The following is a 13,520-nucleotide window of genomic DNA, read 5'->3' as shown; positions in this document are numbered from 1 at the left end:
GGAGTACATTATTAATGGATAAAGCTATAGCCTCTTTAGATACTGTCGTCTCGCTTGAAAAAGTGGAGAAGGCGGCTAAGAACTTGAAAGGTGTTATTTACAAAACACCCCTTCTGCAGAACCTCTCGCTCTCGCAGCACTACAATGCGAACATTTACCTGAAGCGTGAGGACCTGCAGGTGGTGCGGTCTTACAAAATCAGAGGCGCGTACAACAAAATGTGTGGCCTGGCAGCCGAGGAGAAAGAGCGCGAAATCGTTTGCTCCAGCGCCGGAAACCATGCACAAGGGGTGGCCTATGCCTGCCAGTTGTTAGGTATCAAGGGCTATATCTTTATGCCTTCTAATACACCGGCTCAGAAAGTGAGCAAGGTGCGCCTGTTCGGCAAAGAAATGGTAGAAGTCGTGCTAACGGGTAACACCTACGACGATACCTTTAAGGCAGCCAAGGAATTTTGCGACAGCCGTGGCAGTACCTTTATTCCTCCCTTCGACGACATGGCCATAGTAGAAGGCCAGGCAACTGTGGGGCTGGAGATTCTGAAAGATGCTTCTTTCTCCATCGATTTCTGCTTTATGCCGATTGGTGGCGGTGGTCTGGCTTCCGGCCTATCGAGTGTGTTTAAGCGGTTGAGCCCGCATACCAAGCTTATTGGCGTGCAACCTATGGGAGCACCATCTATGTACCGCTCTATACAGGAGAACCAGCGCCTGATGCTCGACCACATCGACAGCTTTGTGGATGGTGCCGCCGTGAAATGCCCCGGAGAACTCACCTTTGAGATCTGCCGTGAGCTGCTCGACGATGTGGTGCTGATTCCGGAAGGCCAGATTTGTGAGGACATCCTGAAGATGTACAACGAAGAAGGCATTGTGCTCGAACCTGCAGGCACACTCTCTATTTCCGCGCTCAAAGGTTATGCCAGTCAGATAGAAGGCAAAAATGTGGTTTGTGTGGTAAGTGGCAGCAACAACGATATTACCCGCATGGAGGATATTAAGGAGCGCGCCATGCAGCATCAGGGCCTGAAGCACTACTTTATGGTTACTTTTAACCAGAAACCCGGTGCGTTACGGACCTTTGTGAACAAAGTGCTGCACCCCGACCACGACATTATCCATTTTCAGTACATCAAGAAAAACAACAAGGAGAAAGGACCTGTGTTTGTAGGAATCGAGGTGAAGCATCCGCACGATGTGGAAACTATTAAGCTGAAAATGCTTGAAGAAGGTTTCGCCTACGAATACCTCAACGGCAAACAGGATTTCCTGAACCTGCTCGTGTAGCAGAAACCACTTATAATAAGAAGCCCTGCCTGATTCATTTCGGGTGGGGCTTTTTTATGCTGGTATTGAAACTAGAAATCAACCATCTGCTTGTTCAACAGCCGAATAGCTTTCTGTTAAAAACAAAGACCATAGGCAGAATTCCGGCAGAAATTCTTCAGAAGGCCATTTTCATTAGAATAATTTATTAGTAAGTAACTAGAGACTGCTGTATATCCTTTCAATACATCACCAGAATACCATTAAAAAAAACCGGTTGCTTTAGTCATAAAGACCAAAGCAACCGGTTATAACTTTTACAATATACTTATACGTTACTATTATTGATTTCTGGTTTCGTCAGCGTCGATCGTTTCTGTTCTGGTGGTAGTATCTGTTTCTACTACAGTTTCTTCCACTTCATATTCTGAAACTTTAGTTTCTGAATCGATTACTGTCTCATTTGCATCGCTCTCAGTTCCAGCCTGATTATCGCAAGAATACATGCTAAATGAACCAAAAAGAACGGCTGCGGCAAAAAATAACTTTTTCATAATCTACTTTTTTAGTTTAACTTTTATAAATACGATATTTCACCAATTTAAATATAGGTCTATCGTATATTTCTCATCTTTACGAACTTAAGTTTAGAAAGGATATATTTATTTTGTATTTTTTTCATAACACCGGCTTTAAACAACTAGCAGCTAACTAATTACTGGGCAAATAAGGTGCAATTATTCTAATAAAAACAGCCTTCCAAAGCCAAATTTGGCTTCGGGCATCCAAGGGTAAGGAGAGGCGCTTGCTTTAGTTTAAGATGGAACGAAAAGTTTTGCCAGCCGAGAGCGTGGCAGGCCTTGGCAGAATTTATCTGAAACATCTTCGGAAGGCTTATTTCATTTGAAAAATTTAGCGCAGCTACTAAGCTAAACGCGTTGGCAACCTAAAACAGCACCGAAACCTGGGTTCTGCCAGTATGCACCGCTCCTATTCCGTTAGCTTTCCGGCCATCGTAGTTCACCGAAATGTTAAGGCCATTGCTCAGGCGCTGCTGCACATTAAACGACCATGTCAGGTTGTTACCGGGTCGCAGAGCATTCAGGATCTCGTAGGCCACAAAGGTCTGCTGATCGCCTTCGAAATGGATATTGACATACCGAACCGTGCCGGCCAGTGTGCGCTTGCTTACCTGGTTCAGCTTAGTCTCCAGGCCCAGCTCATGAAACACCCCCTCCTGCTGCGCCGCCTCATCAGCTTGCAGCACATCCTGGCGCACTGCATATTGGTATGTTCCGGTAAAACGCAGCTTCGTACCTGGCTGATAACTCAGTTCCGGCGTTAGCTCCTTCGATACGATTCTGAAGTTTTTAGAAGACAGGAAATTAGAACGATTATCACGGATGTGCTGCCCCACACTAAGTTTAGAGCTCATCACCTCGTTTAAGTTGAGCCTGCCTATTACGGCATGGCTCCCGAGGCTCCTGGTTTCGGCCCCATTGGTCAGCAGCGACTTCTGCTGGTTCTGCTGCACCGTATACTCTAAACCGTATTTGGGATTGGTCCGGTTAAAATAAAACGTGTTCCGCAACGACTTCACCATCGAGATCAGGAACTCATCATCGAAATTCTCGCTGAAAGGGTTGAACCTGTTCGTTAAATCTTCATCGGTTGTTTTTTTGTCGATGCTCACAAACGTCAACACCGAAAAATGAGAAGCCAGTCCTTTCCAGTTTTTCTGATTGTGCCAGCTGCGGGGAGTGGCACTATTGAGGCGGTAGGTAAAGCGGTTGGTGTAGGCATTTATGTACTCGTCGGTAGGCAGAAATATTTTGATGTAGCGTTGCTGGTCTATGGTTTGGGCTTCGAGGTAATCGTTCAGGTCGTTGAGGTTGCCACCTTCACGTAGGTAGTGGGTTCCTTGCCCCGGCAGCGTCTCCCTGAAAATAAATATCCGCTTCAGTTCGCGCCCCGTGCCTACTGAGTAGCTGAACTCAGAGCGGAAACTACCATCCAGAAAACTGCCGTTCCAGTCTACCCGCGATTGCACTGTTTCTTCGTTTTGGGCTGTGGCTAACTCCAGTTTCCGGTACGTTACCTGCAGGGCCAGGTCGTTCTCCTGCCCTAGCTTTGTCTGCACAGTTCCGTTATAGGTCTGCCCTACCTCCGGCAGCCCCATGGTGCCGTTCTCTGTGGGGCGGAGATCGGTGCGGTGACTGTAGTCTAGGCGGAACTTTGTTTTAGCAGTATCCTGACTTTGCACATAAAACAGGTGCTCATCGAAATACATGGCCGATGCTATAACGGCATCAGTGCTTGCTGCTGTAATTTTATTTTTATCGAAACGATACACATAGCCCGGCACCAGCCAGCGGGTGTTGTATTTTATACCTACATCGCCCCGCACCCAATCAGACTCCCGTTCTCCTTGTGCGCTGTTGAGCATAAAGAAGCTGTTCTGCAAGTCCACCCGGCCCAGCCGTTGCACCACATCGAGGGAATGCTGCATGCCGTTGAGCTGCGAATCACGGTTTCGGTGACTGATGCGATAGTTGAACATGTTGTGCTGATCTTTGGTGGCCCCCACCGAAAAGTTAAAGATATGATCTGCCGCTTTCTGCTCTGCCCCCGTTAAACTCCAGTCGCGGTCGAACTCGATGGGCCGGTAACGGTCTATGGGCAGAAAGTTCTCATCCGTAAATTCATAGTTCAGCACGCTGTTAACTTTGTAAGCTCCCAGCAACGACACCTCCTTGTCCTGCACGGTGTACCCTACCCGCACGGCCATGCCTTGGTCGTCGTGCGAATCGAGTTTAGAGAAGCGGTTCAGGTCGTTTTCCGAAACGGCACCTTCTACAAAGAAGTTTACGCCTTTTTGCAGCTCATAGGAGGCTCCCAGGTTTACAAGCTGTTTCTTACGTGGCGTTGGCAGAATGCGCACCGGTGCATAGCTGCCTTGCGGCACACCGTTAACTGGTGCCACCCAGGTATAGACTCTGCCATTCACAGTAGAGTTGGCAGCCACATAATCGCCGGCATTAGGCCCCACCTCCGTAAAGCGCACATTGTACATAGCCGAATCGGGGTTAGTAGAGTAGCGGTAGATGGTGGCAAAGCCCTGGCCTTCGTTATAAATAGTATCGAGTTTCGCGTACAGCACCTGGTTTGGGTCGAAGGTTACTTCAGTTGCTCCCGGAATAACCGCCATGTTCAGGCTATCGCCGATGCTGGCCAGCAAGCGTTTGTCGTCGTCGCGCAGGTCCAGGTTCAGGAGGTTGTTCGGGTTATCAGATTCGTTATAGTAGTTGGCGTACACCTTCATCTTACCAAAGGTCTGGTAATGGCTCATGTTATAGATGCTCCGGCTGTAGTTCATGTCGGAGTACTCGAAGTCTACTTTAATGCGGGAATTCTTGGTAATAACGTGGCGAGTGGTAAAAGTGATCTCTGCCTGGTTGTAATCTACAGTATAGTCGAAGTCGAAGCCACGGGTCAGCAGCCTTCCATCTAGGAATACACGCTCGGAGTTGGCCAGCACAATAATAAAACGCTCGTTATTGGGGCCACGCAGCCGGTAAGGCCCCTGCACGCCCTCCAGCGCCTGCACTGTTTGCGAAGCAAATTTACCTTTAGATACCGAGGCAGCCACCGTGGTAATGCCCTGCCGCTCCGGCGATTTGCCGGTAATGGTTTCGAAGGCTGCGCCCTGCACGTTTTTATAGTATTGCAGAAAGTACGATGGCCGGCTCTGCAACACCACATCGCCTGCTGTTAGTTGCCATTGCTTGTGCTTGAGGGTGATATACACACGGTCGAACTCCTGCAGTTGCTGCGTGTTGCCCTCCGGCTGAAAGGGTATGTTCTGGTCGGTGATGGCTGCTGTTATACTGATATCATCGGTCAGTTTACCATCGAGCTGCAGGTTTAGGGCTGAATTTACAAACACGTTTTGCGTATTACCAAACGACACGCCTCTGGAGATGCTACCTGTTTTGTTCAGGCCTGGTGTTTTAAAAATTTCTTCGCGTGTTGTAAAATCCTCCTGGTAAAAATCGTCTTTAAAGGAGCTGACATCGAGCTTGGTAATGTCGCGATTATAAGCTGGTTTCGTCAGGTTCAACGACATCACTCTAAAACAGACCAACACAGAATCTGCTACTTTTGCACCCACAGAATCGGGCTGTGGCCATTTGGTTAAGCGGAACTCGTTGGTGGTGTAGCTATAATCGAATGCGTATTGTTTGTTGTTGGGGCCGAAAAAAGAAACAGTAGAAGGCAGCAGCGTGAGAGAATCGAGCACGACAGGGTTTGCGGATACAGGTATCCATTGGCAGCGCTTGTTATTGACTGGTGCCTGCGCCAATGCAGGTAAGCATAAACCGAGAAAAAATAGTATAAGGTAGAGCTGCCTCATCATGGCTGCGCCAAGGGTAATGCTATAAAAAATGTAGTGCCTTTCTCTTCCTCCGTCTCAAACCAGATACTTCCGCCTGCATTTTCTATTCCCTTTTTCGCTACGGCCAGTCCAATGCCCGAACCTGTATACTTCGTACTGAAGTTCGGAATAAACACCCTGTTCCGGATATCAGCCGGAATGCCGTTTCCATTGTCTTGTATCGAAATCAGCACCTTACCAGTCGCGTCTATTTCTAACGACACATTTATCTTTGGTTTTCGGCTTGTAGGCACTGCCTGAATAGCGTTCAGGAGCAGGTTATTAAAGCATCTCACCATCAGGCTTTCATCTGCCAGAACTATAACCGGAACGGATGGTATAGCTGTCGTAATGGAGGCTGTCGCCGTATCGTGGTGCAGGTCTACGGCTTTGCGCAAGGCTTCTGCCATATCCATAGGTTCTACCTTCGGCTCCGGCATCGACGTAAAATTAGAGAACGACGTGGCAATGTCGCTTAATATATTTATCTGAGTAATAAGGGTATGCGAAATCTTATCGATCAGTTGTTCGGTATTTGGCTTTTTCTCAGCAATGGCTTTCTGCAGGTACTGCAGCGAGAGCTTCATGGGCGTTAGCGGGTTCTTGATCTCGTGTGCCACCTGGCGCGCCATTTCCCGCCATGCCGCTTCCTTCTCGCGCATGGCCAGCTCTAGTTTGTTCTGCTCCAGTGTCAGCAGCATCCGGTTATACTCTTGTACCAACATTCCTATTTCATCGGCTCCTTCGTAAGCAAGCATTTCGTTTTTCCCGGTCAGGGATGTTTGCTTTAGCTTATTAGCCAACATACGCAAGGGTACAGTTAGTGCCCGCGAAGCAAAAAATGTGAGAATGATAAACATCATAAACATCACGGTAAAAATGTTCATGATGGTGGTAACCAGCTCAATCAGTTTCAGGTCGAGCTGTTTCTCTGAGTTAAAGAACGGAATGCCGATAAAGCCTGCGATCTGGTCTGAGTTCTCGCCTTCGTGCAGCGGCAGGTAAACGGCGTTAAAAGTCAGGTTGCCAGCTCGCTCATCTAACAGCACACGCAGGGCCTGCCGTTCCGAAATGGCAGCAAACGCCTCCGGGTTAATAAGCTGCGAGAGCAAACCAGCTTCAAAAATAAGTGGCTGGCTGGTTACCAACAACCGGCCATAGCGGTTATACACGTTCACATCTGCCTCCGATATGGCAGCTACCTCCGTTACATGCCGCAACAGCCAGTTTTTCTGCGACATCAGGTCCCTCTTTATAACCCTCCTCAGGTTCTCCTGAATAGACTCCCCACGCTGCTCATAAGAGCGCATCAGGTCTTTGCGGTAAGAGGCGGTTACCAGGCTGGCCGTAACCAGGCTCACCAGCAGCAAAGGCAACAGAATGCCAAAGTTCAGGAAAATCTGGATTTTAGTACTGAAATTGGGGCTATAGGCTTTAAAGCTATGGCGTTGGAGCAACAAGCCAATAAACACGCAGATAATTACGCCGCCCGTAAAAAACAGGAATAGAAAAGAAAAGTTAGACAGCAGCTCGCGCCCGCCGTACTGCTCTGTCGTGATAACCAGAATCTGCTCCTGCGCCTTATCGTTCCGGATGCCTACATGATGGTAGCCTTCGCTGGTCGTACCTTTTCTGTAGAACTCACTCCTGTTAACAAGCGATTTGTTAAAGTTGGTGGCATAATCGTATTCGCCCTCACTGTAGCTTAGCTTGCCACCGTCGTACAAAGCATAACTCAGCATGTCGGCCCGGAAAGGCTGGTTGTGTTTCTGGTCTACCAGCAGCTCCGGCACCACACTGTTGGGCAGCAGCTTCTTGAGGCTTAGTTGCAGAATAATGGTGCCCCGTTGCCAGTTATTTATCTGAACGGGAATAACCTGCAGGTAAGTGCGGGTATTAAATTTAGTTGGCTCCCGCACCAGGAACAGGTTCTTATGCTCTGTTCTGGTTTGGGGAGTGTTATACCGGGCCATGAGTTCCTGTAGCGTCGGCACGGCGCTATCGGCACTTTCGAGTGCCAGTCCATCGCTGTCGAAGAGCAACACATTGGTCTCGTATTTATCGAAATAATCAGGGAGGTGCTTCGATATTTTCCTTCTGATAAAGTAAGGATCTACGTAAGGTCCCTTTAACTTAAACTGAATAAGCGGGTCGGCTGCTATTTTGGCTGCTACGTCTTCCAGCAGGTACTCCCCTAAAACATCATTCTCTTCCAGAATAGTACGCCCGAATTTCTGCTTATACTCCATCAGCTCATTCTGATAATGTGTATAAATAGCAGTAGCGCCGGTTAAGGCACTTATGGCTACAATCAGGAAAACGAACAGGTAACTGCGATACGGAAAACTAACAGCATGCTTGTACTGCGCCGACACCACCATCAGGACCCAGAAGAGGACACCTGTAAACGCCAGGCCGCTAAGGTGCGGCGTGAGCCACGACGACAGAATCAGGAGAACAAAGGCAATGCTGCCAAATACTTTATAGGTCCATGCCTTCTCCTCCTGCTGCAACAGCACCGAAACCACAGTAGCCAGTATAAACGTGAACACACACAGCGAAGCCGTGTGCACAAACATGATACTATAAATAATGATCTTGTATTTTGTGAGATCAAGCGACTGGCTGATATCGAGCACCAGTGGCGAGTTGTGGTAAATGCCGTAGTAGAACTGGTAAAGCACCACCAGCAACACAAATAACGCTAAAAAGCAACCTACCAGCAATTGCCTCACTTGCCGTTTGGGCAGCACGAACAACTGGTTGGTTACTTCATTCTTTTTGTATAAATAAGCCGCTGCCCATGCAATTAGGGCCAGCAACAGCATGTTCATGGCCATATCGCCTACAGAAGGAGACCAGAACGAGGCGGCATACACACGCGGATCGAATAATTCTATTTCTACCAGGCTAAAGGGGAGATTAAGCACCAGCAGCAGCACCCGGAACAGTACCAGAAAGCCCAGCAGCTGAAATACACCTTCGTTGTGTTTGCCCTTCCGAAATAAGATCCTGCTGCGGTAAACTGCGAACAGAACAAAGAAGACTATGCCGGCTGCAAACAGCAGAAACACCAGCGACCCGGTACCGGCTTCGGCTTTGGCTACACCAAAATCGAGCGCAAACAAAAACTGACCATCGGAGGTGGTAATGTGGTGCAGGTGTGCTACGGGCTCTAACACCAATGCTGCAGCAATATTACCAAATATACTTTTCTGAAGCCCCGAGGACAGATAACTGTTGCTGATGCGATAGTCTATCTGCAGCGGAATGTACACCAACACATCGTAGTACTGCACTTTGTGCGGAACAACCAGAAAAGCGCCGTATGCGTTGCGCACTGTAGTGGGCCGCATGGTTTTAGGCGGATAATCAAGGTCCGGAATTATGCTGTGATCGGACCAGAAAACCAATCGATCCTGGCTGTAAATAAAGGTAGGAAACTTAGTACGGTGCAGCAATTGCGAAAAAGACAAGTCGTGCTGCTCTAGTTGCGCTTCTATAAGAGAGGCATCTCGGTTAGCATCGGCAATGCTCTCTTCTACCAGGTTGTTTATGTTGCCTACAATGCTGGCGTAATTACCGGCAGGCTTAGATGTTAGCAAATTAAAATGCAGGGCAGCAGAGGCTAAAAAGCATAGCAGCGCAAGAAGTAAAAAAAGAATTGGCGTAACCTTCCGATTCAAAGCAGATGAGTTTATCTACGAAAATAAGCAAAACGACACAGAAGCACCATTCTTTCAGAAGAAATCAGTGCTTGTCGCTATAAGTCGGATCTAATTTGGTGCCAGAAAAAAAGTGAAGCATCAGAATACGGGCGTATCTGAATAAAAAAGGTGTGAAAACAAAAATGAAGGAGGCAACCATTGCTAAATAAACCCAGGTTGGCGGGTCGCCGGCCAGGTAGTACAACAAAACACCTACCGGCAGCACAATTCCTACCGACATAAAGCAACTGATGTACAGCACTCCCCAGAAGAATCCAATCTCGACTTCGTAGAAGAAACCACAGATAGGGCAATGCTTGTGCATACTGTAGTACCTGCCCAGGTTGTAAGAGCTAAAAAACCTGCCTCTTTCGGCACCTCGGACATTTACTAGCCAATATGGCTTCTGCCTCTGCCGGTTCAGGCATTCTTTTTACGGCTGCTCTTATACCAGAGCAGGCCTACCGTACCAACCAGCACGTAAGGAATAATCATGAGGTACAAAATGCCGGTGTTCAAGCCAGATCCCACATCAGAATCAGAATCTGTACTGCCAGTACCAACATTAGACTCAACTGTAGCTCTACACATAGCACACTGACTGTAAGCCGTAGTAGAAACCATGGTTAAAACAAACATGAAGCTAAGAAGCAGCCATACCTTTTGAATCTGTTTTGATATCTTCATTTTATGGTGCAATTATTAGTTTATGAAAAGACGTACGTATTATGGTACAAGCCTTCTAATTTTTACGATTATTGTTTCGATCTGATACTGTCAGTTAACTCAACAGCTGTTGAAGCTATTTAGTTTATCTGTTTAGGTATTGATGAATTATTCTAATGAAAAAGGCCTTCCAAAAGATTTTTGGGTATTTCACCTCAAGGTCTAACGTAAGGTGAGTACGAATAAAGTTTCAGGTAAATTATTTAACTGTCCAAATTGCTTTTAAAGATTCTATTCCTTAGTTACAAAGTTAATCTCAGCTTCCCGTTTAAATTTTCTCCCTTACATGTGAATCGTACCCTTGACAAAAAATCTCAGAATTAGCTTTGGAAGGGCTATTTCATTTAAATAATTAGGTGTATCTATTTGCTATTACTTTAGAATAACAAAATGCCTGATTATGTTTTAGTTGGTTACATTATAATAAGGTGAGATCAGCAGGTAAACCAGCACACCTGTTACAGCCACATACAACCAAATCGGGAAGGTCCAGCGGGAAATACGACGGTGCTTCAGGCGCTGATCTGTAATTCCAAAATAAACCGAGAGCAGCACCAATGGCACGATAACGACGGCGAGTACGATGTGCGTCAGGAGAATGAAGTAGTAAAACATTTTCAGGAAACCATCACCCCCGTAAATAGTACGCTCACCCAGGAAATGATAGGTAACATACGAAACCAGAAAAACAGAAGAAAGACCAAATGCCGTGAGCATAGCGGCCCTGTGGTTCTTAGTATTGCCGCGTTTTATGTTTATATAGCCAATAACAAGTGCTACGGCTGTAAGTGAGTTCAGAATAGCATGAAAAGCCGGAAGAAAAGAAACATCTACTGTAGAGCCTGCTTTCGGCATAAAAAATAGCATGGCCACCACCACCGGAATTGCCACCGACAGAACAGCAATCACTATCAAAAACTTTCTGTCTTTCTGAGCACTCTGATTATTTGTTTTTACTGTATTCATCCAGCAGAACGTTTATTTCTAACATCAACCTGTCTACATCTTCTCTGTCGGTGCCATCGTAGATGCCCCGAACTCTCCTGTTCTTGTCAACCAGCAAAAATCTTTCGCTATGAATAAAATCCTGCTGGCCGGCCACTTGTTGCACTGGTAAATAGAACCCTTTTTCAGCAAGTGTGTAAATCTCCTTTCTATTTCCGGTCAAAAAATACCATTTAGCAGGGTCTGCCCCGTACATATCGGCATACTGCTGCAGCACCTCTGGGGTATCATGTTCCGGATTAATGGAGATAGAAACAAGTTTCACATCAGGCGATTTCTGAAATTTTTCCTGCACACGTGTTAGCTGCGACGACATTTTTTTGCAGACATCAGGGCAAGACGCGAAAAAGAAATTCACCACGTAAAGGTTACCTTCCAGATCGTTGCCTGTAACGGTTTTACCTTCCTGAGAAGTAAGGGCGAATGGCGGTATCTGCTTAAAAACAGTATCACCAGATTCCGTTAACATAATCTCACCTCGGCTATCCGTTTCCGGAAAGTAATGCTTCAACGTAAAATGGTGTTCCCCGAAGGTACCTATAAACAGGAAAATAAGAATAGGCACTAACAGTAGGAGACCTAACATTAGTGCCTTTGCAGGTTTCATCTTATAAATTAATTAAAGTAATTTTCAACAGAGTCGAAGTAGTAACTTCCTTCTGAAATAAGTGCTACCATTAGCCATACAACGAGTGCCATCGGAATAAGCACAGACCAGATCAGAGCTTTTGTTTCGTGTTTTAAGTGCATAAACTCCGCTACAATATAAAATGCTTTAAATATAGTAAGCACTATAAAGATTGCATTTCGGAGTGTACCTGCATCCATGGTAAAGGCGAACAAGAACTCCACGGCAGTAAGAGCTACCAATATGAAAAATGTTTTCCAGATTACCTTTGTCTGCGGCTTTGGAATATCCGCGGTATGGTCAAAATCGTGTGAATGATCAGAATGCATTGCCATAACTTACAGTATCTATATTTTAAAACGACCTTAGGGTCAATTTATTTAGTTTATTGTTGTACGAAAATTAAATTAAGTAGAAGAAGGTAAATACAAATACCCACACTAAGTCTACAAAGTGCCAGTATAAACCAACTTTTTCTACCATTTCGTAGTGGCCACGCTTATGGTAAACACCATTAACCGTATTAATAAAGATCATGACCAGCAATACTACCCCAGAGAATACGTGCGTGCCGTGGAAGCCAGTGATGAAGAAGAACAGATCTGCAAACAAGGGAGGTCCGTACTGGTTCACTGTCAGGTTAGCACCGAAAATCTGTGTTCCGTCAGATAATACCATGCCAGTATCATCGCCTGAGATAAAGTGCGCCCACTCCCACGCCTGGCAACCCAGGAAGATGCTACCAAACAGGATCGTCCATAACAACCACTTCTGCACATCGTTTTTATCCATTCGATGTCCCGCCTCAACTGCCAGCACCATGGTTACAGAGCTTAAGATCAGAATCATGGTCATTAAGGCCACGAATGCCAAAGGCAGATCCATTCCATGTAAACCAGGGAAAGCATTGTAAACCTTTTCAGGAATTGGCCACCATTCAGTTGAGAACGTGAAAGCATCAGGATCTCCGGTGTAAGGAAGGTGCTTATGACGTGATAAACCGTAAACGATCAGTAAAGCGCCAAAAGTAAAGGCATCTGACAGCAGGAAAAACCACATCATGAGTTTTCCATAGCTCGCTTTTAATGGCTCGTTGCCACCGTCCCATGTACCTGAATTTGGTGCTTCCAGCGTAGTTGAAGTAGACATATTGATATAATAAAAACGTGTTAATTATAAATTCTTAAAAAGATGTACAAAAATAGCCAAAGTCCACCTAAAAAGTGCCAATAGATGGTACATAAATGAATTTGCAGCATACTTTTGGAATGTACTTTAAACCTGAAGCTGGCCACCAGAACAATTAACAGGAAAATAAGACCAGTAACAAGGTGAAAACCGTGTACCCCCGTTAGTACATACAAAAATGATCCTGCAGGGTTACTTTCTGAACCTCCAAAAAACACTTTATTGTTAACTAGTTCTCCCCAAGCGTTTAACTGACCAAATAAAAATGCTATTCCAAGACCAATGGTTAGCAACAGCATAATTTTAACCATTGGCAGGTTATTTTTATTAGCTGCATTATGAGCCAATTGCATGGAGGCGCTGCTTAGCAGAATAATAACTGTATTGATAAGAAAAGCTGCTGGCAATTCAAATTCTAACCAATTGCCTTCAAATCTTCTAACTATATAAGCGCTTGTAAAGGCAGCAAACATCATAAAAATACTAACAATAATCAACCAAAGCGAAAACTTTAGTGGATGTACCCCTGCCGGAGAATTTTCTTCATCTAATTTATTAGCTACCAT

At 45.9% G+C, this 13,520-nt stretch carries 11 protein-coding genes; 1 reads left to right on the top strand and 10 read right to left on the bottom strand.

Annotation, left to right across the window (positions count from 1 at the left end; translation table 11 throughout):
- The first annotated feature begins 14 nt into the window (after positions 1-14).
- Entirely contained in the window at positions 15-1,286 is a 1,272-nt protein-coding gene (gene ilvA / locus FVR03_RS04545; protein ID WP_147920581.1) for a threonine ammonia-lyase IlvA, read from the top strand.
- Between the two features lie 320 nt (positions 1,287-1,606).
- Here the strand turns inward: ilvA and FVR03_RS04540 are convergent, their stop codons facing one another.
- The 10 genes from FVR03_RS04540 to FVR03_RS04495 all read right to left on the bottom strand — a co-directional run bounded on the left by FVR03_RS04540 (position 1,607) and on the right by FVR03_RS04495 (position 13,520).
- Complete coding sequence (locus FVR03_RS04540) at positions 1,607-1,819, bottom strand: hypothetical protein (RefSeq protein WP_147920580.1); 213 nt, start codon at positions 1,817-1,819, stop codon at positions 1,607-1,609.
- A 392-nt stretch (positions 1,820-2,211) separates the two neighbouring features.
- A complete protein-coding gene (locus FVR03_RS04535) occupies positions 2,212-5,565 on the bottom strand; it encodes a DUF8818 domain-containing protein (RefSeq protein WP_147920579.1) in 3,354 nt (1,117 codons plus the stop codon).
- Between the two features lie 113 nt (positions 5,566-5,678).
- A complete protein-coding gene (locus tag FVR03_RS04530; protein ID WP_255474055.1) occupies positions 5,679-9,305 on the bottom strand; it encodes a sensor histidine kinase in 3,627 nt (1,208 codons plus the stop codon).
- A gap of 145 nt (positions 9,306-9,450) precedes the next feature.
- On the bottom strand, positions 9,451-9,732 hold the full coding sequence (locus tag FVR03_RS04525; protein ID WP_147920578.1) for a DUF983 domain-containing protein: 282 nt from the start codon (positions 9,730-9,732) through the stop codon (positions 9,451-9,453).
- Between the two features lie 95 nt (positions 9,733-9,827).
- Complete coding sequence (locus tag FVR03_RS25160; RefSeq protein ID WP_369410443.1) at positions 9,828-9,998, bottom strand: hypothetical protein; 171 nt, start codon at positions 9,996-9,998, stop codon at positions 9,828-9,830.
- Positions 9,999-10,538: 540 nt separating this feature from the next.
- Positions 10,539-11,099, bottom strand: a complete 561-nt coding sequence (locus FVR03_RS04515; RefSeq protein WP_147920576.1) for a DUF420 domain-containing protein — start codon at positions 11,097-11,099, stop codon at positions 10,539-10,541.
- Positions 11,077-11,724 carry an SCO family protein gene (locus FVR03_RS04510; protein WP_255474054.1) on the bottom strand — a complete coding sequence of 216 codons (648 nt, stop codon included), beginning with the start codon at positions 11,722-11,724 and terminating at the stop codon, positions 11,077-11,079. The genes FVR03_RS04515 and FVR03_RS04510 overlap by 23 nt, the downstream gene beginning before the upstream one ends.
- Before the next feature lie 29 nt (positions 11,725-11,753).
- Positions 11,754-12,101 (bottom strand): cytochrome C oxidase subunit IV family protein, encoded by a 348-nt coding sequence (locus FVR03_RS04505; protein ID WP_147920574.1) that lies wholly within the window; start codon positions 12,099-12,101, stop codon positions 11,754-11,756.
- Between the two features lie 67 nt (positions 12,102-12,168).
- Positions 12,169-12,915, bottom strand: coding sequence for a cytochrome c oxidase subunit 3 (locus tag FVR03_RS04500; protein ID WP_147920573.1), 747 nt, complete (start codon positions 12,913-12,915; stop codon positions 12,169-12,171).
- 20 nt (positions 12,916-12,935) lie between these two features.
- Positions 12,936-13,520 (bottom strand): cytochrome c oxidase subunit 3, encoded by a 585-nt coding sequence (locus FVR03_RS04495; RefSeq protein ID WP_187270034.1) that lies wholly within the window; start codon positions 13,518-13,520, stop codon positions 12,936-12,938.

It is taken from the genome of Pontibacter qinzhouensis, from assembly GCF_008017455.1.
GTDB classification, from domain to species: Bacteria; Bacteroidota; Bacteroidia; order Cytophagales; family Hymenobacteraceae; genus Pontibacter; species Pontibacter qinzhouensis.
Note: the sequence above shows the minus strand (reverse complement) of the source record. Positions and strands in the feature narration are given on the sequence as shown.